Source organism: Dictyobacter formicarum, assembly GCF_016587435.1.
Genome location: NZ_BNJJ01000015.1, coordinates 13,544 through 38,320, shown reverse-complemented (window position 1 = coordinate 38,320; position 24,777 = coordinate 13,544). Strand labels below are relative to the sequence as shown.

Sequence of the window (24,777 nt, the reverse complement as noted above, 5' to 3'; positions counted from 1 at the left end):
ATAATTTGCCACGTTCCCAAGCGATTTTAGCAAATCGACTTTCTCATATAACCCGACGTAGCATTGTAAATAGCTCTTTTCCCTTTTTCCATGTCTCTTTTTCATCATAACACGTAACTCATTCGCCAAGATATGTGAGAGATGAGCTTGCCCCGGTCTGTCCAGTCGGGAAACATGGATTATACTAGGAATAATTCAGCAGGAGAAGAACCATGCCGAAAGAGCAAAGAACGTTCTCAAAAGAATTTAAGGTGGAGGCCGTCCGACTGGCCAATACTTCGGGGAAACCGATCACCGAGATTGCTCGTGATCTTGGAATCAGTGATAGCACGATTCATAACTGGCGCAAGCAATTCGCTCAGCACGGAGAGCAGGCCTTTCCAGGCAGTGGCCATCAAACCGCTCAGGAAGAAGAACTCCGTCGTCTCAAACGCGAGCTGGAAGTGGTCAAACAGGAGCGTGACATTTAAAAAAAGCCATCATTGTCTTCTCGCAGCACCAGCCATGAAGTTTCACTTTATCGCCGAACACGCTCAGGAGTATCCAGTCAAGCAGGTACGCACAGCCGTGCAGCACTTGAAGATGGACCCGGACCTGATGGCAATGCGCGAAGGAGCCAAATCAGTAGCACGGCCACGCGAGTCTTCCGAGTCCTTTGTGCTCTCCATTCCAGCACCGGCTCTGCTCACCCAGGTCGATGAGCATACGATGGATCTGTGCGTCGTTACTCCTGACGGAACGACGGTGGCTAGCCGTGTGCATGCGGCGATGCTCATTTGTGTCAAACCAGAAAGCGAACAAGCCGAAACGCCCCAACTGCACGAAACAGCGAAAGAACAGGAATACACAAACACATCCTCCAACTGCACGTTTTCTGGAAAACTGGTTCCCATTGATCTCAAACGATTTACTGACAGTGGCATCAATCTGGTGGAATGTCCTGACTGTGGAAGAATGCGTTCGCTCTCCCCTGTCAAGGGCGTCCTCCGGTTCAAACCGCACACCCGACGCAAGCAGCAGATGCCTCTGACAGAGAAACGTTGGTCAACCACAAGAAGAACAGACTGGGATGTGGTTGACGGATAACGAACGAGAAAGGAAATGAACGATGCGGAAAGACATTCCACCATCTTTGGGGAACGGATCTTTCATCTGCGTGGTCTTGAAGCAGAAAGTCCTGTTAGCCCCTATTTGCGCTAGTGTGAAAGAACGCAGAATTCATCCCGTTCTTCTATGATTTTCTTGTTCTCATCGAGCAAGTAGAGACTAGCTCTCGCTAGGGTCACCATCGTCCCACCTGGACCCAGACCGATCCTCAGAGTTTCCAGAACGAGTGCGTTCCTTTCATCACCAATTGCTGAGATCACCTGAACGCTTCCGGGTTCGATGAGTTGCACAGTTTTTATCAAGCGTTCCATGTAATTGTCGATGCCTGAAGCTTCTCCGCCAGGTAGCATGGACTGCGTAGATGTTGCCACAACGTGTACATTTGGGGCGACGAGCTCTCTTGTCTTCTCCCAATCCTGATGACTCCAAGCGTTGATATGGGCGCATGCTATGGTAACGGCTGTCGAGTCTTGCATGTTCATCGTTTTTCCTCCAAATGAATTCTTTTTTTGAACAAATGCTTTCTAAAAGGTACTAAAGCAGCATTCTCACAGAGGAAAGGAAAAACGGAAATGTGTAAATCGTTTTGCTTCACGGGCCGAAATCGGTCCGGGGGCGTCCTAATCTGGTCCTCGCGGATTACTGCCGTTCGAGATGGTTCTTTTCTCGCTTTTTGAGCGCTCCTTCTCCAGCATCACCCAGGCTCCATCCCCTCCCCATGCGCTTTCCCTCCCTTTTCTCTTCCCCCCGCTCTACACCTCCACCTCCGCAATTCTTCCCAGATCTCCCAGAAAAAAAAAGTGATCATTTATTTTTCACATTCACAAATGCAACTCCGGTCTCAAAGAGCTACATCTCTGGATGGATCTCAACCTGTTTCTGCCCAGGTATGCTTGCATGGACAGTACTTCTTCTCTCTGAAAGAGACAAAAAGGAATACACATTCGATGCAAGAGGAAAATATGACAAAATCAAATGAAAAGAGAAGGATAAAAGTCCCCAGGATCAAAAGGTGGGTCAGAGTATCTCTGCTGACGCTACTTGGTCTTCTGCTTGTTGCGGGAAGCTTCATTGGATGGGGACTCTGGAGTTCTCGGCTCCCTGGGAGCATGAATATGGGCAGTGCATGCACGATGACGATGCCAATGGATCATACCGACACTTCTACGTCCTGTGGACAGAGTACGCCCGTGACCAGCTTACAGGCTCCACAAACCGCGCCATCTGTCAAACAGTTCACGTTAACGACCAGGGTGGTCAAACTGAATATTGGCGCGGGGAAAACAGTAGATGCCTGGACCTATAATGGGACGGCACCGGGACCAACCTTGCGGGTGCGGCAGGGAGATCTGGTGGTGGTCAAACTCGTGAATACCTTGCCGGAAGGAGTAACTATCCACTGGCATGGCGTGAGGGTGCCCAACGTCGCCGACGGAGTTGCAGGCATTACCCAGAACGCCGTCAAGCCGGGCCAATCTTATACCTATCGTTTTCTTGCCACCGATCCTGGTACCTACTGGTACCATTCCCATGAGCAAAGTGATGAGCAGGTTGCACGCGGCCTCTTTGGAATGTTGATCGTCGATCCAGCCCAACCGACAGAACGTGATGATGTTGATGCCCAGATCATCTTGCATGATTGGGAAAGCCTGGGTGGCGGGATCACGATCAATACCACTCAACAGGTCTCTCGTGTCTCCGCTCAAGCTGGGGAGTGGGTGCGCCTGCGCCTGCTCAATACGAGGAATCATCCCCTAGGGATCACACTCGTGGGGGTCCCCTTTACCGTGAGCGCTCTGGACGGACATGATCTTAACAAGCCGCAACCGTTGCAGAAGATCCTCCTGCCGATTGGTGGAGGGCAGCGCTTCGATGTGCGCTTTCAGATGCCAAAAGACGGGATGGTCCGTCTGGTGGTCACGGATGAACAGGGAGAAGTGTTGCAAGCTCCAGCGGCGTTGATTGGGCCAGACGGTGCGAGTTCACCTGCGTTGCCTGCATCACTGCCGTTGAACTGGTTCGACTTCTCGCGCTATGGGGAACCACGCGTTGATGAGATCACGCCGCAATCTCACTTTGATCAGCAGACACAGATGGTGCTGGGACGGCAGCTAGGCTTTTTTAACGGGCAATTTTTTATGACCTACACCATCAACGGTCAGACCATGCCACATATCCCGCCGATTACCGTCAGCCCTGGTCAGCTCATCAAAATTCGCATCGTGGATGAGAGCGGCGATCCCCATCCGATCCATATTCATGGGCATACCTTCACCGTTTTGTCGCGCAATGGGCATCCCCTGACGGGCAGTCCAGTCCACCTCGATACCATCCTGGTTCAACCTCATGAGTCCTATGAGGTGGCCTTCCGTGCGGATAATCCTGGCCTGTGGATGGATCATTGCCATAATCTCAATCACGCCGCACACGGGATGAGTATGATGATTGCCTATCCTAACATTTCTACTCCGTTCTCTATGGGGAGCGATTCGGGGAATATACCTGAGTAGCGATGGAAAGTACCTGCTTACAGGCTCCCTTTCAAAGGGAAGCTTCTCAGATCTCTCAATCCTCATCCACAGATTGTATACTATGCTGAAGAAAAGACCGTGAGCCAATCAAAGATAGAGGAGAACGCATGAAGAACAAAGACCCGCGAGTCGAGCAACACGACGAGAAAGGCAAACGGACACCGGGGAAATGGTCAGGATTATCTCTGCGCATGACCCTGTCATATATCATGATATCCGTCTCGGCAGTACTCCTGCTGGAACTGCTGGCTGGACTCGTCGTTTTCTGGCTACGGGTCTATGGTCCCTTCGATGATCAGGAAAATCTTTCAAAGGCCAGACGAATGGCTCAGTTCTATGCCATGGCAGCATCTATTCAAGGGGGAGGTGTGCAACTCAATCCTCACAGCACGTTTCTGCCTGGTCAACCTGCTTCTCTGATTGGGGACCAGGAGCAAGCATCGGATCTCTGGAAGGATCGTGTCCCTTCTATTGAGACGGCCTCCTCTGATCCTCAGCAGGTCAAGTTTGCGCTGCTGATTGGGCCAACAGGTCGTGTACTTGCCAGTTCGTATCCAGCGCATATCCCAGTTGCAACCCCGCTTACCCATTTGCCATCGTCGCAGTCCAGGCTCAGTGCTGACGCACTGGCGGGCAGATCAGGGACGATGGTCGAGGTGACTTCACAAGGGCGCGTGCGGTCTGCCGCTACGACCGTCTGGAGCAGGGACAGGCGGCCAATCGGGGCCATCTATGTCCAGTTTCCCCCAGACATCGCGGTTGGGCATTTTCTCCTTCGTTTTCTTGGCGGGTGGTTCACCAGTGGTCTCGGGTTGCTCGTGATCACGGTCCCGATTGGTCTCTTCTTTGGCATGATGACAACCCGTCAACTGATACAGCGTCTGCGTCATCTAGTGGTGGCAACCACGCGCTTCGCCGATGGAGAGTATAGCCAGCGAGTCGCTCTCACGAGTAATGATGAGGTTGGGCAGTTGGAGTCGCAGTTTAATTGGATGGCCGAGCGCCTGGTCGAAAGCATCGCACAAGGGCAGGCTCTGACCCAACACACTGCACGCCTGGAGGAGCGCGCGCGGATCGCACGAGACTTGCACGATAGCGTGAAGCAACACCTGTTTGCGGTGTCCATGCAAATTGGAGCAGCGCTCTCGTTGCCTGAGCACAGGCATGAGCAGGTTCACCAGTACCTCAAAGAGATAGATATGCTGGCATACCAGGCCCAGCAGGACCTCACGACGCTGATCCAGGAACTGCGTCCCTCTCTGCTCAGGGACAAGGGGCTTGGCGTTGCTCTTCAGGACTATCTGGAAATGTGGAGTCGTCAGAACGCTATTCGGACTGAGGTACAGATAGCAGAGACCGGTGTGCGTTCTCAGACTCTTGAGGAGACGTTGTGGCGTGTGGCGCAAGAAGCCCTTGCCAACGTTGCCCGCCACAGCCAGGCCAGCACTGTTCAGATACGCCTGGAGGACGAACAGAAACAGGTGATGCTTTCACTGGTGGATAACGGATGCGGCTTCGACCCGACAAAGAGAGAACGTTGGGGGATCGGCCTTGACTCCATGAAAGAGCGGATGGAGGCTCTGGGCGGGACGCTTACCATCCACAGCGAGGTGGGAAAGGGCACACGCATCACGGCGCGATGCAGAAACAGTCAAGCACTGGTACATTGAGGAGCAATACGAGAAAAGGAAGAAGTCTATGGGAGAGCCGATTACTATTCTCATCGTGGATGATCACAGCGTGGTTCGTCAGGGCGTCCGAGCGTTTGTCGAATTACAGGAGGATCTACTGATTATCGGGGAAGCCGATTCGGGGAAGAGGCGCTTCGCTGTGTGCAACAATCCCTTCCCGATGTGGTGTTGATGGATCTGGTGATGCCTGGTATGAATGGGATTGAAGCCACCCGAGCGGTGAAGCAGATCAGTCCGGGAACCCAGGTGATTGTACTTACATCGTTTTACGAAGATGAGGATATTTTCCCTGCACTACGTGCCGGGGCTATCTCTTATACTTTGAAGGATATTCGCTCAGGCGACCTGGCAGAGATCATCAGGAAAGCCGCCAGGGGGAATCGGTGCTCCATGCTCGCGTAGCAACACGTGTCATTCAAGAAGTGCGTGAAGCAAAACGGCAAACGCCTCTTGCCTTGATGGATTTGACCGAGCGCGAACTGGAAGTTCTGCGCCTGATCGCCAGCGGGCATTCCAATACGGTCATTGCAGAAACCTTAGTGCTGAGTGAAAAAACCGTCAAGAGGCATGTCAGTAACATTTTGAGCAAGTTGCAGATGCAGGATCGAACCCAGGCAGCAGTTTTTGCTTGGCAACAAGGACTGATGAGGGGAAACTGAGTGGCAGTCGGTTCGGTAGTGTTGCAAAAAATTTTGAGCCGAGAAAAATGGATTGAATAATTGCAGCATAAGAAACATGACCGCAGATAAAAGGTGAATGTTCTGCGTCTTTTCCTCGTGAACTATCCTCATATATGCCTTTAATTTGCTGAGCTTTAATTTTTGCAACACTACCCCGGCTACTCACTTTAGGTTTTTATGTTGAGATCAAGAATAAACCGATCAGGACAGCCGATGGAAGGCGAGCGCGCCCATCGCCACAAACCAGGCAAAGACCTCGACTACCAGAATGCGTTCTGTTAAACCTGCCACGCCGGTTTGAATTCCTGCTATGGTGGGCGAGAAGGTCAGGAAGTACAGGACCGTCAGCGCCAGCGTGAGCGGGCTGCCCAGCAACAGCCAGGTGCCGAACCGCCGAAAGCTCTTGACGCGGCGAAGGAAAAGCCCACTGACCACGAAACTCAGCACCGGGGTCATGCAGCCCAGAAGAAAGCCCACCATATGAGGCAGGATCGACTCTAAGGTGAAGAAGCCGTCCGCTATCATGCCCAGTGGCGAGAGCGCGAGCAGGAGTGTGCAGATCCCCCGTGCAAAGGCCCCCATCTCCCTGATGCTTTGGAAGATGTTGACCACGCCAACTAGGAGCAGAAGTCCACTGAGGACGAAGGCCGCATTCATGAAAGGGGCGGTGGGGCCTAGGCCCAGACCACTGATAGGCTGACTAATGGGTGAATAGGGCTCGATTCGGGTGCCCCAGGCGGTATATCCTGGGCTGAGCTCGCCGAGAATTGCCCAGGCCAGGGTGAACAGCACAGGGCCGGCAATGGCGCCAAGTACGAGCCACCTGATCGTCTTCGGGGTGGTTCTGGCTACAGATTTGGCGAGACCGTTGCCAGTCGGTACCGGTGTGGTGGCATCGTCGATGGGGTGATTCGATGCTCTATTATTCATTTCCGCTCCTTGTTTTTGTTTGTCTTCAATCAATTTCGGATGGCACTTGCTCATCTGAGAAGAAGAATACTCTCTCTGACCGGTAGAACACAGTTGCCAAAAGGACACTTTGAGGTCCCATTTCGCAGAGTGTGTGAGGAAAGAAGCCAGGTGTCCAAAAGGACACCTGGGTGATAGTCTCAAGCTCTCCTTGTGGGCAGAAAGTCGCAATCGAGAGAAGGAGGGAGGATTAGAGCAAAGATAACTCACGGGCACGTGCCACGGCATGCGTTCGATTCTGAGCCTCAAGCTTCAACAGGAGGTTGCCCACATGTTTCTTAACTGTTCTGAGCGAGACCACCAGTTGGTTGGCGATGTCGTGGTTGGAGGCTCCCTGGGCGAGCAGATGCAGAACCTCCTGCTCTCGTGGAGTAAGCGGCTCAGCCAGTGGAGAGATCATTTGAGAAAGAGGGGAAATGAGTGCTAGAGGATTGGCCTTCCCCCTGGCTTCGTGCTGCAGGTTGCATGCAAACGCAGCGAGCAACATCTGGACATAGGAAACAAGGGCAGGAGAAATCCCCTCTCGCGAAAGCGTTGCTGCCGAAAGCCAGGCCTGAAGAGCCTGACCCATGGGATCTCCGGCTTCAAGAAAGACGCGTATATATCCTTCCGGCTCGGCTAATGGAAGCAGATGAAAAAGAACGTCTCGTGCCTCCTGCAAGGCTCCTGATGCCTGGAAAACTGCTACTTGCAGCGCCAAGATGGAGATCATACTCCCTATACGCGCAACGTGCGAAGCTGCGTTGTGCAATGTTGTAAGCAACTGCAATGCCTGCGAATATCGACGCTCGGCCAGATAGACGCGGGCCAGCGCCAGAGAGGCATTCTCATGACTGTAGAGGAGAAGTTGTTCGCGGTAGGGAATATGCTCAGCCCAGTCTATCGCCTGGCTCAGGTTGCCCTGAGCAAGCCAGAGTCGGACCCAGAGACTTTCAACCAGGGAGCGAAAAAGGAGAGTACCGGTGCTCTTGCTCACATCCTGCATCTCACGCATCCCTTGTTCGGCTCCATTGAGGTCACCCTGGGCGATGCAGACACGAACCAGCACTTCATAGGCACTTATGAGAATGTCCATATAGTGCAAGGGAGCTGTCTTTTCAATAGCAACCAAGGCCGCGTTTTTCGCCATCTCCAACTGATTCCATTCGTAAGCGAGTTGGGCGTGGAAGAGATCGGGATACGCCGCCAGCGGGATTGGAACTTCCAGACGCTTGATCAACTGGCGAAGAGTCTCACTAGAGGCGTATGCCTGTGAGAGCTGTCCCAGAGCGATCAGGGCAACAACCAGCGCCCAGAGGATATGGACCTCCTGAGAGCGATGCTGCTCCTTCCAGGTATTTTTTCTGCTTTCCTGCAGGGCCGCCACCATCGGTGGAAAGTTTCCCGCGAGACGAGATGCCATCGCCAGACTTCCGAAGGAATGCTGTCTCCACACCGCATCGTCTTCGAAAGAGAGGTGCTGCATCAACGCGGCGAGGCTGTTCAGTTGTTCCACATCGCCATCAGAGAGCGCTCTTATCCCCATGTCCCATATCTTGAGCAGCTTGATCCGATGGTGCAAGAGGTTCCGCTCGGTTTGAGGAAGGGTACTTTGATCTTCGCTCTGCACCAGCCTCTCCACTTCTTGCAGGAGCTGATACACATGCTCCCGTTCCTCTTTCTGTTGATAGGGGAAAGGGAACAACAGATTGAACGCTAAAATGTAGCTGGTAATGAGGCGAGGATATACGCGCAAGACTTCCTGGGGAAGCAGCTTGATCCAGCCCAGGAGTGTTTGTAACTCTCCTTGCAGAAACAATCGCTCAGTGTAGCTCTCCAGCAACTCCGCCATGAAAAGCGCGTCTTGTGAGGCGCTGGCATGGGAAATCGCTTCATGCGGCCATTCCTGATGCTGATACCAGAGCGCCGCCTTCCGGTGCAGTCGGAACACCTGCTCCGGTTGAGTGGCCTGTAAGCGAGCGAGCAGCACCTCGCGAAAGAGGGAATGAAAGCGATACCAGCACCGCTCCTCGTCAAGGGAAACCAGAAAAAGGTGGGCGCGCTCCAGCGCTTCCAGCATCTGCTGACTGGCCTGCTCCCCGGTCAGCGCCTGGCAGAGATCAGCATTCATGCTCTCAAGCACCGACGTCTGGAGCAGGAAGCGTTGCTGTGCCTCAGGCAAAGCATCAAGAATCTCCTCTTGCACGTAATCGAGAATAAAGTGATGACTGCCTGAAAACGCATTAAGAAAGACTGCTCCACTCTTGTGCCTCTGCAGGGAGAGAGCTGCCAGCTGGAGTCCAGCGAGCCATCCCTCCGTACGCGTTTCCAGACGTTGAATATCTTCCGCTGAGAGAGAGAGACCCATCACCTGTGTCAGAAATTTCGCAACTTCTTCGCTGCTCAAGCGCAGATCCGGCTCGCGAATCTCGACCACCTGCCCTCTCGCACGCAGACGAGCCAGTGGAAGCTGGGGATCGACTCGACTCGAAAGGGACAGGTGCAGACAAGGGGGAAGATGATGAAGGAAGAACTGAAGCGATTCGTGAATCGCTAGCTCTCTTAGCAGATGATAGTCATCCAGAATCAAGACGGTATCCTGAGCAAGCGCGGCCAGGTCGTTGATGAGTGCAGTGAGAGCGCTGGTCAACTGAGGCGGTTGTAGGGAATGCAGCATCGCAAGTGTTGCCTCTCCTACAGGAGCACCAGCTTTCCTGAGCGCACCTATCACATAGGTCCAGAAACGTGTCGGGTCATTGTCCTGATCATCCAATGAGAGCCACGCGATCTGGCTGGCGCTCTGGCTAGCCCAGGCCGAGAGGAGCGTCGTTTTGCCAAAACCTGCGGAGGCTAAGAGCAGGGTCAAAGGAACCGAACAACTCTGATCGAGGACCGAGAGGAGATGTGAGCGGTGAAGCAACACGGAACGCACAGGTGGGAGAGTGAACTTGGTCACCAGCAAGTCTGGCTCAGGCATGAACGCGCCTCCTTTCCCTGCATCAAAGATAGTAGTGTGTTTCGCCTTATCGGTCTATTCTTTCCACTTGCTCTGTTCTCTCTCAGCCACGATACCGCCTCTTGAGACAAGACATTCTTGGAGCATGCTCTCTTTTCCTGGCAAGTTGAGCCCCGGATGAACAAGCCGACTGGAGAAAGTATAGCAGAAGGAAGGGTGAAAAAGCATCATCCCAGCGGGTGATTGCAAGTTGAAGCAGGCAAAACATACATGTTCAGGTTGAGCATCGAGCAACAATTTAGCAACAGTATCCGTTCATACTCAAGGGCCGAGTTGCAGTCAATTACAATGCAGGCAGCCATATGCTGGTTTGTCCGGCACATGGCGCCATTTTTGATCCCCAAAAGAGGTTTGCCCATGCATCTGGGCCTGGCAGCGGTCCGCTAGCAACTGTCACTATTCGTATAACTAGTGATAGTACGATGACCACTAGCTGAACAGCTCTCTATTTATGCCTCGGACTCGTGCTTCGCCCTCTCTATGACGAAATTTCAGTTTAGAGGTAGCGGGCAGATTATCCTTGGAAATGGTTCCTCCCAGCGAATAGGTAAAATCGTTATTGAGTTGCTGCGGATCGCGCTCGCGGAAATGCTGCATAGCGCTATCCGCCATTTCCTGCGTCATCTGGTTCGTGCTAACCAGCTTATCCAATCCTGCCTGCATCGCGTCAAGCTCAAAGCGATGCAGTTGATCGGCGGAGAAGCCCTGTTGAGCCGCGATATCGCTGATCTGCATATTTGACTGCAGCTTCGTCGTCAATTGCTCGGCTGAAAGATGGAGCGAAGTGGCAAGCGTACTGCTCACCGTTGCTATAAAGTCCGGTTTGAGCCAGGGAGAGTCCGGTTTGGTGTTGGCATTCATTGTCGGCATGTCCTTCGCCTTGCCACTGTTCGCATTATTTGATGTGTTGCTGCCGGTTGAGGAAGCGTCGCTCATGTGCGAAAAGAACTGAAAGCCGAAGATGAGCAGTAGACCGACCACGAACAGGCTGCCCAGCGTGAGCAGAAGCGACGAGACATCTCTATTTGAAGCTCTCCTGCGACGGTTTCTGGCAGAATTGCGTGTCGCACCTTCTGACTTCTTTGTCGTCGGAAGATCCTGTTGCTGTATTTCTTTATTTATACGCTGTAGTCCAATTTTACGCTTATAATGTTTGCGTGCCATATATGTTTCCTTCCCTTTCCTTGCGATAGAGTGCGCATCATTTACTCGTAACGTAGCGCCTCGGAAGGATAGATTTGTGCCGCCCGTCGGGCCGGGATGGCCGTTGCGGCAAAGGCGATCAGGTAGCAACCCAGCAGAATGAGCGCGATCAGCAACAGCGGAATCGAAAAATCTGCGCTCTGGGTGTTGATAATCTTGTAGGCGGACCAGATGGCCAGCACGGTTCCGACGAGCAGGCTGAGTGTGACAATAAAGCCTGCTTCTAGCAGGAACGACATCATCACCAGTTCACGCGAGAAGCCAAATGCGCGCATCATCCCGATGTGCTGGCGCCGCTCAATGACGGCCCTACTCATGATGACGCCCAGAGCCAGTGTGCCAAAGATCAGCCCCAGAGTCAGGTAGCAGCTATAGAAAACGGTCAGTTGGGACTGAGTGGCTGTTTGGATGCTGGAGGTGAGCGATTGCACTTGCAAGTTATAGACCAGTCCAAAAGTGTGCATAAGATCCTGTGTGGCCCGCTCCTCGCTCACACCGGCTCTGAGACGAAGCAGACAGCTGTAGTGGTTGGTGAGGGGTGGATTCACCCCATAAATATCCGCCAGTGTGTGCTCAGAGACGTAGAGGTAGGGCCAGTTCGTTCTCGCAGAGACGATACCAATGATGCGTAAGGGGTGAGTGTAGCCAGAGTGATCGGGGACCTGAATAGTGAAGGGCTGGAAGTTGCCCTGATTGGGGTTGAGGCCCGTGACAGTCGTCTCATAGCGCCAGACAGCGTAGCCTGGATGTATTCGTACGGCATCCCATACAGCACGATCGGAGCCATACCCCTGCGCGTGTGCTTGCAGCGGCATTGTAGCATCGCTGAAGAAGTTATCGCTCATACCTGCCAGCGTGGCCTCTAGAGGGTAAGGTTGCTGACCAGGCAGCAGCAATTGCTTTTGCAGGATGTTGAGTTTGTTTGTTGCATTATTCATCGTGTGGATCGTGATGCTCTCTTGAATGTCTCGCGCAAGTGTCCTGTTGGCCTGGATTTGCTGCGAAAAATTTGCCGGTAGCGCCTGCGCGTCGGCCTGCAGTTGAAACCCTCCTGTTGTGGTGGCGACATCTGCTTGCTGAATGGAACCAACATTAATCGTGGCAACCAGCATAATGAGGAATACAATCATACCTAGTAGTGAAACCGTAACGGTCGTACGGAAGCGATAGATGAGCGTGTAAACGAGGCTTGTGCGGCTGATTGGGGCCAAGCCGCATATGCGTGAAGTCAACGCCGTGATCATCGCTACCAGAACGTCTCCATTCGCCATTACCAGTACAACTGCCCCGGCTATCATCAGCAAATTAGTGAGCACGATAGTCAAAGCACCTGTGCTCAGACTGTTTGAGCCAGCACTCCTGAAAAGCATTATGCCTGTGGTGGGCTGGAAGATCGTGAACAGTGCTCCACCAGGCTGAATACTATATGCTAGCCAGCCTATGCCGATCAGGCTGAGGCTCAGCCGCGATGCCAGCACATGTGAAGGCACCTTGAGCGCACTGAGCACGCTGCGCACCAGCCAGCCCAATAGCAAACCGGTTGCCGCAATGGCCAAGGCTATTCCTACCTGGCTGATCCACCCCAGGTTCGGGAGTGTTGCGACCCACAGCAGGAATCCCGCCATCAGGAAGCAGAGCGGCCCCCGTGTGAAGAGGCCAAGAAGCAGCGCTCCCAAGGCCGTACCACATCCACCTAGACGCACCCAGACCGAAGTACCGGTTGGTTTCAGTATGGTCTGTATCTCTCGCAGAAGCGGTCGCTGGTTCTTCGCTGGCTCGTCCAGGTTGCGGATAGCGGTGACAATGTTCGTGCGACTGATCCAAGTTGCCGTACACCCTACTACGGCGATGGTGGTCAGGATGCTCAGACAGAAGGAGAGCAGCAGACTGTGCCAATCGATCCATACCTGAAGCGAGAGGTGCATGGTTGTCGTCGATGTCGATTCCAGATTGGTGGTTTGCAAAGGGATGGCGGAAAGCACCAGCAATTCCAACACTACAAGCCCAATGCCAACCAATACTCCAAACAAGGACGCTATCAGTCCATATCCGCCTCCCTCGATGAGTAGAGCCTGTACAATGTGCGAGCGCTGAAAGCCCAGAGCACGGCTGATTCCCAATTCGGTGCGGCGCTCAGTAGTCAGCAGGATGAACTGTAATGCGAGTAACAGCATGCCTGTTCCGACGAGCAGAATGGTCAGAGCAGGTACGAGTTGCGTAAACTGGAGCGCTCCCTGCGCGCCGAGGCCATTCGTGAAGGATTGAGGTCCCAGGTAGTAGATCAGGTCGGGATTGAGAACATGTAACTGACGTGTGACATAGTTGGGTGTGCTAGTAAGCTTCTTCCAGGTATCATCCCGCACGTTGAAAAGCTGCTGTAAAAAACGCGACATCTGGGGACTGTCGCTGGCCTGGTGAACGTTTCTGATTGCAAGTGTATTGACCGTCCCGCTTTGCTGTGTTATCCGCTGATAAGCGGAGAGAGGCATAACGATCAGGTTGGGATTGCCAAGGATAATATCGTTCGCGTTCAGTGCTATATCACTGTTAAGGATGGCTCGCACCCTTGCGGTTACTCGTCTCCCTGAAAGCGTGAGCGTGAGTTGTTCGCCAACATTGACCGCGAAGTTCTGTGCCAGTGTCGTGCCTAGATAAATGTCTCCGTCTTGCAAATCGGCGAAGCGCACTGGTCGTCCAGCACTATCTTTGGCTTGACCGAACACTTGGTCAAAGTCTTTTGGCACGGCAATGACGTTCAGGTGGTCCTGTGAAAATCCGGTGCGGGGAGAGGCGATCGTAGTTGTTTGGTAGCTCTCCAGCAGCCCGGTGGCGGCTCGCACATGTGAATTTTGCCTGATCGTGGCGAGATAGCTCGTGCTCTGTTCAGCGTTAAATGTGCCAGTAATGGTTTCATCAAGGCTACCAAGGCTGTTGAGCAACCTCACATTGGAGGCATTGGTGAGGCTGTCGTTGAGCCCCAGCGAAGCAGTAATAAAGGCTGAAGAGAGAACCAGGCCACTCATCAGCAAAGCACTCTGCTTGCGTCGGCGCAGCATATTGCGCAGCCCGATCTGAAGCAGCAAGCGCTGCCGAATTCCCAGGCCTATGATAATCAGCAGGAGCAGTGTTGTAATGGCTATCATCGTCAGTTCTGTAGCTGGTCCAAAGACAATTGGCTTCATTGTATATCCTTTCTACGAGGACAGGTTACTGAGCTATCGATGTGTTCTGCGCTGACACAATGCGGTGAGGAGATGAGTGCCTGATCCTCTGCGATCTGACCATCGCGCATGAGAATAAGTCGCTGGGCCTGCTGAGCCACTTCCAGGGCATGGGTGACCCAGACAAAGGTAAGCTGATGTTCACGATTTAACTGCAGCATTAAGTCGATAATCTCCTGACTGGTCTCGCTATCGAGCGCTCCAGTTGGCTCGTCAGCCCAGACGATTGAGGGTCGCGTGGTGAGCGCACGAGCGATAGTAACACGCTGCTGCTGTCCCCCGGAGAGTTCTGCTGGGCGATGTCGCGCCCACTCTTCTAGGCCGACGTGCTCCAGGCTCTCCCAGGCTCGTTCACGTGCCTCCTTTGGGCGTACACCGCTGACCAGCAGGGGCAATTCCACATTTTCCAGGGCTGTGAGCACCGGGAGCAGGTTGTAGGTCTGGAAGATAAAGCCCATTGCACGCGCTCTGAAGGCTGTCAAGGCGCGATCGGAGAGGTTATGAATATTCTGTCCTGCTATCTGAATGGTGCCGGAGGTAACGCTATCAAGCCCACTCAGGCAGTTAAGCAGGGTTGTTTTGCCACAGCCGCTCGGTCCCATAATCGCGACGACTTCACCTGGTTGTATGCCCAGGCTGACCTCTTTCAGTGCTGTGACCTTTACTTTCCCGGTATCGTATTCTTTGCGCACCGCTCTCGCTTCGATAATAAAGCGTGGCTTTTCGGTGTTTGTGACTGGCGTTCGCATCTTTAAATTACTGACTCCTTGTGGTTATTGAGAGGAGAAATGTTTCTCCCGGTGCCGAGTGTAGCGGGTTGGTATTACGAGCGCATCGTCAGTCCTTACAGAGTTTTTCGACATGCAGGTTTTGACATGTCAGAATATACAGCTTATCGTGTGTGCTCTTATGCTATACTGAAATCCACAGCACGTCGTAAGCAATCAGTACTGGGGATGAATCATGAACGATAACCGTTATTTCCGTTCATTACACCGACTCCTCCTGGTGTGGGTAAGTCTTGTCGCGGTCTGGGGCCTCTGGGGGGTCACTACCAACCGTAGCGCCTTTGGAGCAAGCATATGGCTCGATGCCTGCCCCAAGCCGATGCTGCAAAAGATGAATATCGATCCTGTGTATGCCGTAATCTTCCTTGTTCTGCTCGGCCTGCATGGGGTCCTGCTCTGGCTTGGTCTCTCTGGTCGGATTGCGCGCCGTTATTACTGGTTCTATTTTGCTCTGCAAGGCTGCTTGGTGCTAATTGCCAGCCTGACTATCCAGCAGATCAATGTCGCAATGAATCTCTATCTTGCGCTGACTCTGGCAGCCATCAGCATGCTTCGGCAGGCGCGCTCAGCCGTCGTTGTTGCCGGGGGCTATTTGTTCCTACTTATTTTCTGTACGATGCTCAATCTCTCGTTCTGGAACCTTGTGAAACTGCCGCCGTTTGATGGGCGTTGGAGTATTGTGTGGTTGAACCTCTGGAATACCTCCGATTATCTAGCGCTGCTCTTCTTCGTTATCGGCTATTTGATGCTTTACACACACCAGCTTCGCACACACGCACAACTTGCCTACGCGTACACATGCCTGGGAGAGTCAGCAGCGCGTATCGAGGAGCTGACGCGTGTCACTGAGCGCCAGCGCCTTGCTCGTGAACTTCATGATACGCTGGCGCAGGGCCTGGCTGGCATCAGAATGCAGATTCAGGTTGCGAGTTCGCATCTGGATCTACGGCACTATACGCGGGCGCAGCAGATTATGCAGCAGGTTATGATCTCTTCACATGAGATGCTTAACACTGCGCGCCGAGCCATTGACGATCTGCGGGTAACCTTTACCTCACCGGAGAAGTTTTATGCGGTGATACGCGAAGAGATCCACCGTTTTATAGAGATGACCGGGGTCGTCTGCACAGTAAGCGGGCTTGATCTGCTGATGGCGCTTCCCTTTGCTCTGCACGAGCATGTGCTGCGTATGCTCGGCGAGGCGCTGAGCAATATTGTGCGCCACGCTCAGGCACAGCATGTCTGGCTCAATGTAGAACTGGGAGAGGATATATTGACAATGACTGTGCGCGATGATGGTGTTGGCTTTGATCCGGTTGTGGTGAGGGTCCAATCGGGCCACTATGGCCTGCAAGGACTGATAGAGCGCACATGTCTGGTTGGGGGCGATCTGGAGGTGACCAGTTCGCCCGGTCAGGGTACGACGTTGCACTTTACCATTCCACGTAGCTTGGATGAGGAGTGAGATGGAACAAGTTGAGAAAAAAACGACTCGTGTGGTTATTGCCGATGATCACCCTGTTGTGCGTATGGGTGTTCGCTTGATGCTTGAAATGGGTGAGGGTATCGAGCTGGTCGGAGAAGCCATTGATGGTGCTGGGGCCATCGAGCTGGTCGCAGCACTACAGCCCGATGTGATCCTGATGGACCTGCGTATGCCAGGTATTGACGGATTGGAAGCGATTAAACGGATTCGATCCGCCTGTCCACAGGTAGGTGTGCTTATTCTGACGACCTATAACGAGGATGATCTGATGATTAGTGGCTTGCGAGTGGGTGCGCAGGGGTATCTACTCAAGGATGCGGATATGCATATGGTGATTCATGCGGTACGCGTCGCGGCACGTGGAGAGATGTTGGTGCAGCCGGAGATCATGGCACGTATCCTTTCGCATGCCGAACGTGGTCTCTCTCCACCTTCGGCCACGCCACGGCGCCAACGGCATTCCACCCTGACAGCTCGCGAGCGCGAGGTGCTGGCTGCCGTTGCGCGCGGCGAGCGCAGCAAAGAGATTGCAGTGCGTTTTGGCATTACGGAGCGTACCGTGGGAGCGTGCCTGACCTCCGTCTACTCCAAACTTGGAGTCGATTCACGCGCTGCTGCGGTTGCAGTTGCCCTCGAACGTGGCCTGCTCCCGCGCCAGGAATAGTCTACACCAGGGTATTAGCAAGCGTATTTCCTGGTTCCCTATCAGAGGCACTCAAAGCGCTTCCATCAAAGCGGAATGCAGAGGGCAGCTAGCCCTCTGCATTCCGCTTTGATGGAAGCGCCCCAAGTAATCACTCCTTGCGCAAAAGAGAGCGAACGGCTTGACACCTCGCCGCATGATGCTGGGTCTTCCACGAAGTTGATGATCGAGGGATGTCTTCCCATTAAGAGCCTTTTCTAGCTGCATCGCAGAATCCACACCAGATGTGCGATGATACCCTTATTCACCTTTTTCGCATGCAGTTCATAAATTTTTCGATATCTCCCCATCTTTTCCTGATAGGGGTAACGCTCATATAATAATTGGCAGAAGAATTCAAGATGGCAACTCATTCAAGGAGGAGCATGAGGTGCGCAGCCGTGCCCGTACCAATAATAAGCACATCAACATTTACGGACACTTTTTTCTCCGCTCATCCCAATCAGAGATATGTTAGCTGGCCGGGATGGAACCCACAAACGTTATGGCTATTGTTTCATCGCAGCCCATAACGAAGCGGCGGTAATAGTCGCTCTATCTCTGAACGCTGAGCTTCAAGCCAGGGTGGAAGTTGGAGTCGTGTTCCTAACTGCTCGACTGGCTCATTCACGGTAAAGCCTGGAGGATCGGTCGCAATCTCAAAGAGCACGCCACCGGGTTCAGGAAAGTAGATTGAGTGGAAATACTCGCGATCCAGCACTGGCGTGACGTTGAAATCGCGGGCGTCAAGGAGCTCCCGCCACTTCTGTTGCGCTTCATCTGTTGCAACGCGCCACGCAACATGATGCACTGTGCCTGTAGCAACCGCCCCACGCCAGAAACCGTGGGCATTGCGCACATCAACCCTGGTTCCAGATTCCCCTGTGCCAAGCTCATAGCGGAACGTGTTCTGTTCCTCAGAGACCAGGCGGAAGCCCAGTGTGTCGGTCAGGAAATGAGCCGTCTGTTCATAGTCATCTTCCCAGAGCGTAACGTTAGAAATGCCACGAATGGCGTGCTCGGCAGGGATGGCTCCATTCTCCCATCCGGGTGGTTCTTGTTCTCCAAGATGCGCAACAATTTCGATGACCAGTCCATCTGGATCTCGCAGTGAGAGGACCTGTTCACCAAAACGTGCCGTTGGTCCCTCATACTTAATCCCACGTTCAAGCAGATAACTAATCCAATAACCAAGAGAACCCTCAGGTACGGAAAAGGCCGTTGCGTTAATCTGCCCCGTTCCTTGTCGTCCTCGAGGAGCTCCTGGCCAGGCAAAGAATGTCAGAATCGTGCCTGGATGTCCTTCCTTATCACCATAGTACAGGTGATAGGAACTGGGGTCATCAAAATTGACGGTCACTTTGACCAGTCGTAGCCCCAGCACACCGGTGTAGAAGTCGATATTGCGTTGTGGGTCACTTGTAATTGCGGTGACATGGTGGATACCAAGTAGACTGTGCTGCATAAATTTTTCTCCTTTCTCTCAGTATATTATCTCGCGTTTGTTTCTCTCCATTTATCCCTGGCTCGCTGCTTCGAGTGCTGCAAGCAATGCGTCCTGCTGCCAGGAACCGAGATACAAGCTCCCATTGATGAAAAACGTGGGTGTTCCTTGCACTGCGCTCTGTTCGCCCCCCTCCCTATCTTCCTCAATGCGATCCAGATTGCGCAGTGCCACCATATCACGTTCATATTGCTGTAGATCAAGACCAATCTCTGCTGCCAAACGGGCCAGGTCCTCATCTTGAAGGGTATGCTGATGGTGGAAGATGGCACCATGCATCAGCCAGAACTTTCCCTGCGTTGCTGCGTTCTCGGCTGCTAAAACTGCTCTCAGCGCGTGAGGTTGGTGTCCAGCAACAAGCGCTGAACCATGTCCACAGCCGGAACATCCGTCTCGTCGTCATCCTCGACCCGTTGCAGCCGATCTGCCCAATACTGTGGATCGTGGACCCACCAATACATACTATGTACACGTTCGGCCAGGATGTCAATGGAAGCGAAAAGGGCCTCTCGCTACTTTTTGCTCGCCTGGTACCATCTTTCCCTTTCCAACTCTTCTCGATCCCGTTGCCCCAGCGTTGCGCCAGCTTCATAGATACTCTGGAGAAACACCTGCTCCGGGGTGTCTAGGTTCCATACGTCGTCATAGCGCAAAAGAAATTCACACAATGTGGGATGATAGAAGGCTGAAGCTGGATGCACCGCGGCTTCCTTCATCTTCGTTTTTGATTGCCGCAATGGGATACTGGTTCTCGCGGGAGAAGCGAGACTGGATTCATCCTGATTAAGCCCATGCCCCGCGCTCAAAGGGAATGAGCCTCACATTTTATTAAGCAAACCGATCAAAGCATCTCTCGGCAGCGCTTTTATTCCCGAAGAAGTCGCTCCTGTTCAGCAGCCGGAAGCAGGGGCAGATACTCCTGGTATCGTCAAATATAGGAGGCGACAAAGGGACAGCGAGGAATAACTGTGAAATGCTGCAAACGCGCTTCTTCCAGCGCGAAAGACGCGCGCTTGCTCGCGATACCATGCCCTTCCAACGCTGCTGGTACACCTGTATGGAGAAAAATAATCTGATCTCCACACTCGCCACCATCTTCATCGTTCCAATGCCTCTCGATCCCACTGTCCCAGCGTGGCCCCGGCTTCATAGGTGCTCTGGAAAAACTCCAGAAGCGCTTGCTCTGGGACGTCTGTATTCCTCACATCGTCATAGCGCAGAAGAAACTCGCACATCGTTGGGTGATAGAAAGCTGAGGCTGGTCGCACGATGGCTTCTTTCAGCCCTGGCGGTTCCGGGGCGCTGTAGGCGTAGAACGCGGGCTCTGGAAACGTCTCGTCGCCGGGCCAGAAGCCACAGCTACTCACTTCGTGAGAGTAGGCTTCGCGCGTGATGCGATCCGCGCCCTCGCGCTGGGGTGCACGCCGGCCTGAAAAGCGAGTGACGGCGAGGTCGAAACTGCCCCAGAAGAAATGGACCGGGCTGGATTTCCCAATGAAACGCGCACGAAACTCTTTTAAAACAGTATCGACCTGGATCAAGACGCGCCAGAAACGATTGGCTGCGTCAGGATCATAGGAGGCATGAACCTCATCTTGATCGCAGGGGATAGGGTGTCTGATTTCACAGGGCAAAGGATTGATGGTGACCTCGATTCCCAGAGTCTGGAGCGAGGCCATAAACTCTTGATAAAACGTGGAAACAGAACGTGGAATGAGAGGCAGCGTTTTGCTTGTGCCGGCGCTGGTAAGAATCAGGAATTGGTGATCGATGAAATCAAAGTGGACTTCAAAGATCTGGCCATGGTGCCCTGGGATCGGGATGGGAGAGGTCGTCAGCCCTCGTGCCGTCACATAGAAAGGTACTTGCCACCAATGATTGAGATGAGGGCTGAGCGCCAGGCGCACTTTGCCCACGATCTGGGCCCACAAGTGAAGGGTCTCGCGTGTTTCCTTCCAGTCCTCAAAAGGCAAGGCCGGCCATTGTTCCGCGCGCGTGTTTTTGCTTCTGTTCACCATATCATTTCTCCTACTAGGAATACAGCCTATGAAAAGCTCACTTCTACCTGGTCAAGACAACACCATCCCCATGTTTCCCCTGGCTCAAAGGATTGGGATTTGAAGATGGGCCACGGAATCTCACTCCTATTCTGTTTCATCATACCTCAATTTGTCCAGCTTTTCCAAACCGCCTGCTTTGTCCGCCTTGTAGCAAGTATACGCGGGCAGCGTTATGAAAACGTAATGTACACCGTTATACAGTGCATTCTCTGAATACTGGAGCGATCCTGTTCAAACAGGATACATGCTCTTCGCGTGGGACGAAAAGGAATGGTCGTTTGTGGTGAGCTGGATCTGTTGCTGGACTATCGCCACCAACCAGGAATTATACGTTGCAACGACGATCGTACTTTCAGGCAGGCAGGAACGAAGATTGGCAAGCATTTGTCTGGCTGTTGTGCTGTCTATACCAGCTGTGGGTTCGTCAAGAAGAAGGATACGTGGCGATGTGAGCAGCGCGCGTGCCATGCTCAACCGGCGGCGTTCGCCTCCTGAAAGCAAGTCGCCGTTTTCACCAAGCTGGGTGTCCAGGCCCTGGTCGAGCTGTTCAACCAGCGTCGTCAGGCAGACCACGTCCAGAACGTGCCGGAGTTCCTGCTCGCTTGCATCCAGTTTGGCCATGAGCAAATTCTCTCGCAGTGTGATATGGAAAATATGGCTCTCCTGGGCAACAAACATGATCGATTTCCCGCAATCCATCGGCGAATGACCCAACGTTATCTCTTTCGCATCCGACCATTCTATGGAGATTGTTCCCTGTGTCGGTGCTAGTTCACCTACCAGGAGCCGTAACAGAGTTGATTTCCCAAATCCACTGGGGCCAGTAACCGCCACAAACGAGCCCGGGGAAATGGTGCACGTGAGTTCATGAAGCACCTCTCCTCGCATCCGATCATAGTGGAAACAGACATGGTGTAGGCTGATCGTTGGACTGGTGGTATCTCCCGGCCCGCGACGAATGGCGCGCACCAGGTACGCAATGTAGAGGGTGAGAAGCGCGAGATAGACAATAATAAATGCAGAGAGAGAAGCAACGACGACACCGGGAGCAAGCGGCGAGACCGCAGCTGTTGTGGTGAGTTTGCCATAGATGAAGAACGAGGCAAAAACGCTCGACGGTTACACGTCCTCAGAATGGATATATGCAGCAAGGTCTTGTGCGCGTTGGAGGACAGGATGAATCTGTGGCCCGCACAAAAAGCGCGCGCGCACCTCGTCATCCTGAATGTCTCTGGCTAGCTCCTGAATAAGGTTTGTTGCCTCTGTATACGCCATGGAGGCGTGTTCGTGCGCGCCCTCTGCCTCGTACAGTTTTCCCAGTGCGGCCTGGATCTGCCATTGTTCTCCTGGTAAGTCGATCTCGGCTGCCAGCGCTGCTGCCTCACGCAAAAGACCGATAGCTTGTCCATGCTTATTTTCCCATGCGGCCAGGATGGCCCATGATTGAAGATAGGAAACACGAAAACGACGTGGAAGGGCCAGGTGTTCTCCGAGCCGCTGAAGCTCTTCTCGCGCTAATCGCTCCTCTCCTGCGCGCAATAAGGCCTCTATATCATAGGGAGAGAAATCCAGCATAAGCAGCCCTCTCTCGTCTTTCCTTCGCTCAGTGACGGCTATTCTTGCACATGCGCCGGATTTTTCCCACGCTCCTGTTACAGCATAGTTCATACACAACTGTGACAGGGCGGGTGCACGCACTCGTCCCAGATTTAACCGCTCGGCTACTGTATCAGCTTCCACGAGTATGCTGCGCGCTTCTTCCCATTGTTGTAGCGCGTGATAGGTTCTCTCCAGAGCGATCAGAAAACGTTGGTAAACAATTCCTGGGGGAAGCGTCCGCGCTGGTGCGACCAGGTTCTGCATGAGCCCGTGAGCTTCTTCATAGCTCCCCGCATCCAGTAAGGCGTGTACCAGAGAATAGGTACTGGTAAAACACACCCAGACGTTTCTGGTTGCTTGTGCTAGTTCGAGCGCTTTGCGTCCACTGTGGATACTTTCCGCTTGCTGCCCACTATGTATTTGAACGAGGCCCAGGAATGCCCAACACATAATTTCTGACGCACGATAGGTCAAGGATTGGTTCAGTGGAGCACCGCTCATAAAGTGAGCCAATGAAAGTCCCTGCGTTGCTTTTTGTTCGGGTCGCAGATGCGCGTAGAGTTGCAGCGATTCCTTAAAATAGCGGGTTGCCTGCTCAAGCTCTTCTGTTCGCAAAGCGATCCATCCCAATAAGAGAAGACTTCTCGCTTCCAGTTCCTGGTTGTGTATAGCTCGTGCCAGGGAGAACGCCTGTTGTCCGTGTGGTAAAGCGCTTATCGGATCTTGCCACGCAGCTGTCATAATCTGAGCCAGGTTCCACTTCGTCTCAGCCAGCATCCGCTGATCGTGATGCGTTTCGACTATCTGCAAGGCTTGTTCAAGAAGAGCGCGGGCTGTTGGCTGGTCGTTCGCCTGTTGGATAGCCAGGATGGCGAGACGGTTGAGGGCCATGCTTACCAGGGAAAACTGTTGTTTGTGCCGTGCATACATGAGAAGTTCTTCATAGATCTGCTGAACTCTACTATACGCCTCCTGGAAGGCATAAGCTTGCCCCAGGTGGACATAGAGCCGTTCCACCTCAGAAATCGACACTGCGTCCTGGAATTGCGGTGACTCTTGCAGTAAGGCACGAGCTTGTTCGTAATACCCGATAGCGTCGGCAACCGCGAACACGGCCACCGCCTCCATCCCGGCCTGCACACTGAAACGGTAGGCAGTTTCGGTCTCTCCGGCCAGCCGCGCGTGATACGCTAGTTCGACAGCATTGGCCCCTTCAAGGAGCAGGAACAGGCGCACCTGCCACCGGCGCTGCTGCTGCTCGCGCCACTCGTCAAAGGGAGAATCCTCTCCCAACCAGAAGCCATCCAGGAAGGGGCCGCGCACCAAGGCCAGAGCGCGTTGTACCTCGGCAAGCAGAACAGCATGCCGCTCCTCTGAGGCGGATGGAGTAGCCTCCTGCACCTGTTGGTAAGCTTGCTGGACCACGTCCAGGTCCATCTCCAGAGGTGCCTGCGGATTCAGACCAAGCTGATCGCGAGAACTGTGGAGATGCCTGGGCTGGGAAGCAGCTATCTGGGGAGCATCGAGGAGACTGCGCAGCGGTACCAGCGCGTTGCGCAGAGCAATGCGGCTCGCTTGGGGTTGGCTGTCGGGCCACAGGAAAGCGGCCAACTTGCTGCGGGAGTGCATCCCTCCTTCAACGGCCAGATACAGCAGCAATGCCTGGGCTTTGCGCAGCGGAAAAGTCAGGCGGGTGGTGTCGTGAAAGACTTCCGGTGGGCCAAGGACGGCCAGTCGCAACAAACTCATGGTCTGGTCTCTTCGGGTCGGGGAACGGATGACTGCACGGACGAATCATACTTGATCAAGGCATCCTCGACACATACTGGCTGCTCCCTCTGGCAGGTAAAACAGACAAAACGGGAATATATCCGTTATTCTTGTCACGATGAATCGATACAGAAAACGCCTTAAAATGACTTGTCGTAAGGGTTGAATACACCATTCTTCATCAGATGTTGTCGCGCTTGGGCACCGTTTTTTCTGCCATGCCTCACGGCCAATATTCGTCGAGGATGTGTTGATCAAGTATGGGGCGAATGGTCGAACAAATAAAAGGCTGAACAAGTGAAAAAATATGGTTCCCCTGAAATGATATGTTCTATCGAGGTTATTCTATCATGAGAACTTGACGGTGGTCAATGTTGTTTGACTTAATTCATTCCTGATGGAAAAGCACCCTTATGCTCATAACGGTAGGCTTTACGTTTTCAAAACGTTCCTTGAGTATACTACCAGCATGCATATGAGCGCGGCCAGAT

At 53.3% G+C, this 24,777-nt stretch carries 18 protein-coding genes and 3 pseudogenes; 6 read left to right on the top strand and 15 right to left on the bottom strand.

Features of this window, described 5'->3' with window-relative positions; translation table 11 throughout:
• Positions 1-212: 212 nt before the first annotated feature.
• Positions 213-549: pseudogene (locus JMI88_RS24440) on the top strand (transposase); the annotation flags it as partial.
• A gap of 647 nt (positions 550-1,196) precedes the next feature.
• On the opposite strand, the gene JMI88_RS24430 reads toward JMI88_RS24440, so the two are convergent.
• Positions 1,197-1,589, bottom strand: a complete 393-nt coding sequence (locus JMI88_RS24430) for a nuclear transport factor 2 family protein (RefSeq protein ID WP_201364591.1) — start codon at positions 1,587-1,589, stop codon at positions 1,197-1,199.
• Between the two features lie 633 nt (positions 1,590-2,222).
• Here JMI88_RS24430 and JMI88_RS24425 point away from each other — a divergent pair.
• The 3 genes and pseudogenes from JMI88_RS24425 to JMI88_RS40810 all read left to right on the top strand — a co-directional run bounded on the left by JMI88_RS24425 (position 2,223) and on the right by JMI88_RS40810 (position 5,988).
• Positions 2,223-3,617, top strand: coding sequence for a multicopper oxidase family protein (locus tag JMI88_RS24425; RefSeq protein ID WP_201364590.1), 1,395 nt, complete (start codon positions 2,223-2,225; stop codon positions 3,615-3,617).
• A gap of 128 nt (positions 3,618-3,745) precedes the next feature.
• Positions 3,746-5,308: a HAMP domain-containing sensor histidine kinase gene (locus JMI88_RS24420; protein WP_201364589.1), complete on the top strand. Its 1,563-nt coding sequence runs from the start codon at positions 3,746-3,748 to the stop codon at positions 5,306-5,308.
• Positions 5,309-5,336: 28 nt separating this feature from the next.
• Positions 5,337-5,988, top strand: a pseudogene (locus JMI88_RS40810) (response regulator).
• A gap of 222 nt (positions 5,989-6,210) precedes the next feature.
• Here JMI88_RS40810 and JMI88_RS24410 read toward each other — a convergent pair.
• The 5 genes from JMI88_RS24410 to JMI88_RS24390 all read right to left on the bottom strand — a co-directional run bounded on the left by JMI88_RS24410 (position 6,211) and on the right by JMI88_RS24390 (position 15,146).
• On the bottom strand, positions 6,211-6,939 hold the full coding sequence (locus JMI88_RS24410) for a DUF998 domain-containing protein (protein WP_201364588.1): 729 nt from the start codon (positions 6,937-6,939) through the stop codon (positions 6,211-6,213).
• Positions 6,940-7,168: 229 nt separating this feature from the next.
• Positions 7,169-9,934 carry a winged helix-turn-helix domain-containing protein gene (locus tag JMI88_RS24405; protein WP_201364587.1) on the bottom strand — a complete coding sequence of 922 codons (2,766 nt, stop codon included), beginning with the start codon at positions 9,932-9,934 and terminating at the stop codon, positions 7,169-7,171.
• 468 nt (positions 9,935-10,402) lie between these two features.
• A complete protein-coding gene (locus JMI88_RS24400; protein WP_201364586.1) occupies positions 10,403-11,137 on the bottom strand; it encodes a hypothetical protein in 735 nt (244 codons plus the stop codon).
• Between the two features lie 41 nt (positions 11,138-11,178).
• Positions 11,179-14,358: an ABC transporter permease gene (locus JMI88_RS24395; RefSeq protein ID WP_201364585.1), complete on the bottom strand. Its 3,180-nt coding sequence runs from the start codon at positions 14,356-14,358 to the stop codon at positions 11,179-11,181.
• Positions 14,355-15,146 (bottom strand): ABC transporter ATP-binding protein, encoded by a 792-nt coding sequence (locus JMI88_RS24390; RefSeq protein WP_201364584.1) that lies wholly within the window; start codon positions 15,144-15,146, stop codon positions 14,355-14,357. Before JMI88_RS24390 ends, JMI88_RS24395 begins: the two co-directional genes overlap by 4 nt.
• A gap of 214 nt (positions 15,147-15,360) precedes the next feature.
• On the opposite strand from JMI88_RS24390, the gene JMI88_RS24385 reads away from it, so the two are divergent.
• Together JMI88_RS24385 and JMI88_RS24380 are read left to right on the top strand one after the other, a co-directional pair.
• On the top strand, positions 15,361-16,650 hold the full coding sequence (locus tag JMI88_RS24385; RefSeq protein ID WP_201364583.1) for a sensor histidine kinase: 1,290 nt from the start codon (positions 15,361-15,363) through the stop codon (positions 16,648-16,650).
• Between the two features lies 1 nt (position 16,651).
• The gene (locus JMI88_RS24380) at positions 16,652-17,335 is read left to right on the top strand and encodes a response regulator transcription factor (RefSeq protein ID WP_201364582.1); all 684 of its coding nucleotides are present in this window, start codon (positions 16,652-16,654) and stop codon (positions 17,333-17,335) included.
• A 535-nt stretch (positions 17,336-17,870) separates the two neighbouring features.
• On the opposite strand, the gene JMI88_RS24375 is transcribed toward JMI88_RS24380, so the two are convergent.
• The 9 genes and pseudogenes from JMI88_RS24375 to JMI88_RS24340 form a co-directional block, all read right to left on the bottom strand.
• Entirely contained in the window at positions 17,871-18,818 is a 948-nt protein-coding gene (locus JMI88_RS24375; protein ID WP_201364581.1) for a ring-cleaving dioxygenase, read from the bottom strand.
• A gap of 51 nt (positions 18,819-18,869) precedes the next feature.
• Positions 18,870-19,136, bottom strand: coding sequence for a DsbA family protein (locus JMI88_RS24370; protein ID WP_373323967.1), 267 nt, complete (start codon positions 19,134-19,136; stop codon positions 18,870-18,872).
• A 50-nt stretch (positions 19,137-19,186) separates the two neighbouring features.
• Positions 19,187-19,318, bottom strand: a complete 132-nt coding sequence (locus JMI88_RS40190) for a hypothetical protein (protein ID WP_268906011.1) — start codon at positions 19,316-19,318, stop codon at positions 19,187-19,189.
• A gap of 51 nt (positions 19,319-19,369) precedes the next feature.
• Positions 19,370-19,573 (bottom strand): DUF5996 family protein, encoded by a 204-nt coding sequence (locus JMI88_RS24365; RefSeq protein WP_268906018.1) that lies wholly within the window; start codon positions 19,571-19,573, stop codon positions 19,370-19,372.
• A 212-nt stretch (positions 19,574-19,785) separates the two neighbouring features.
• Entirely contained in the window at positions 19,786-20,007 is a 222-nt protein-coding gene (locus JMI88_RS40805; protein WP_201364579.1) for a GNAT family N-acetyltransferase, read from the bottom strand.
• Positions 19,955-20,875 (bottom strand): DUF5996 family protein, encoded by a 921-nt coding sequence (locus JMI88_RS24355; protein ID WP_201364578.1) that lies wholly within the window; start codon positions 20,873-20,875, stop codon positions 19,955-19,957. The genes JMI88_RS40805 and JMI88_RS24355 overlap by 53 nt, the downstream gene beginning before the upstream one ends.
• Before the next feature lie 273 nt (positions 20,876-21,148).
• Positions 21,149-21,793: an ATP-binding cassette domain-containing protein gene (locus JMI88_RS24350; protein ID WP_201364577.1), complete on the bottom strand. Its 645-nt coding sequence runs from the start codon at positions 21,791-21,793 to the stop codon at positions 21,149-21,151.
• Positions 21,794-21,874: 81 nt separating this feature from the next.
• Positions 21,875-22,009: pseudogene (locus JMI88_RS40800) on the bottom strand (hypothetical protein); the annotation flags it as partial.
• Between the two features lie 27 nt (positions 22,010-22,036).
• Entirely contained in the window at positions 22,037-24,265 is a 2,229-nt protein-coding gene (locus JMI88_RS24340; protein WP_201364576.1) for an ATP-binding protein, read from the bottom strand.
• Positions 24,266-24,777 lie beyond the last annotated feature (512 nt).

What these genes read in the sequence shown, in the direction of transcription:
- JMI88_RS24375 (WP_201364581.1), bottom strand. Translation starts at nt 18,818, where the DNA reads ATGCAGCACAGTCTACTTGGTATCCACCATGTCACCGCAATTACAAGT.
- JMI88_RS24405 (WP_201364587.1), bottom strand. Translation starts at nt 9,934, where the DNA reads ATGCCTGAGCCAGACTTGCTGGTGACCAAGTTCACTCTCCCACCTGTG.
- JMI88_RS24380 (WP_201364582.1), top strand. Translation starts at nt 16,652, where the DNA reads ATGGAACAAGTTGAGAAAAAAACGACTCGTGTGGTTATTGCCGATGAT.
- JMI88_RS40190 (WP_268906011.1), bottom strand. Translation starts at nt 19,318, where the DNA reads ATGTATTGGTGGGTCCACGATCCACAGTATTGGGCAGATCGGCTGCAA.
- JMI88_RS24400 (WP_201364586.1), bottom strand. Translation starts at nt 11,137, where the DNA reads ATGGCACGCAAACATTATAAGCGTAAAATTGGACTACAGCGTATAAAT.
- JMI88_RS24365 (WP_268906018.1), bottom strand. Translation starts at nt 19,573, where the DNA reads ATGAAGGAAGCCGCGGTGCATCCAGCTTCAGCCTTCTATCATCCCACA.
- JMI88_RS40805 (WP_201364579.1), bottom strand. Translation starts at nt 20,007, where the DNA reads ATGAAGCCGGGGCCACGCTGGGACAGTGGGATCGAGAGGCATTGGAAC.
- JMI88_RS24355 (WP_201364578.1), bottom strand. Translation starts at nt 20,875, where the DNA reads ATGGTGAACAGAAGCAAAAACACGCGCGCGGAACAATGGCCGGCCTTG.
- JMI88_RS24410 (WP_201364588.1), bottom strand. Translation starts at nt 6,939, where the DNA reads ATGAATAATAGAGCATCGAATCACCCCATCGACGATGCCACCACACCG.
- JMI88_RS24340 (WP_201364576.1), bottom strand. Translation starts at nt 24,265, where the DNA reads ATGAGTTTGTTGCGACTGGCCGTCCTTGGCCCACCGGAAGTCTTTCAC.
- JMI88_RS24430 (WP_201364591.1), bottom strand. Translation starts at nt 1,589, where the DNA reads ATGAACATGCAAGACTCGACAGCCGTTACCATAGCATGCGCCCATATC.
- JMI88_RS24420 (WP_201364589.1), top strand. Translation starts at nt 3,746, where the DNA reads ATGAAGAACAAAGACCCGCGAGTCGAGCAACACGACGAGAAAGGCAAA.
- JMI88_RS24425 (WP_201364590.1), top strand. Translation starts at nt 2,223, where the DNA reads ATGGGCAGTGCATGCACGATGACGATGCCAATGGATCATACCGACACT.
- JMI88_RS24385 (WP_201364583.1), top strand. Translation starts at nt 15,361, where the DNA reads ATGAACGATAACCGTTATTTCCGTTCATTACACCGACTCCTCCTGGTG.
- JMI88_RS24370 (WP_373323967.1), bottom strand. Translation starts at nt 19,136, where the DNA reads ATGCATGGTGCCATCTTCCACCATCAGCATACCCTTCAAGATGAGGAC.
- JMI88_RS24395 (WP_201364585.1), bottom strand. Translation starts at nt 14,358, where the DNA reads ATGAAGCCAATTGTCTTTGGACCAGCTACAGAACTGACGATGATAGCC.
- JMI88_RS24390 (WP_201364584.1), bottom strand. Translation starts at nt 15,146, where the DNA reads ATGCGAACGCCAGTCACAAACACCGAAAAGCCACGCTTTATTATCGAA.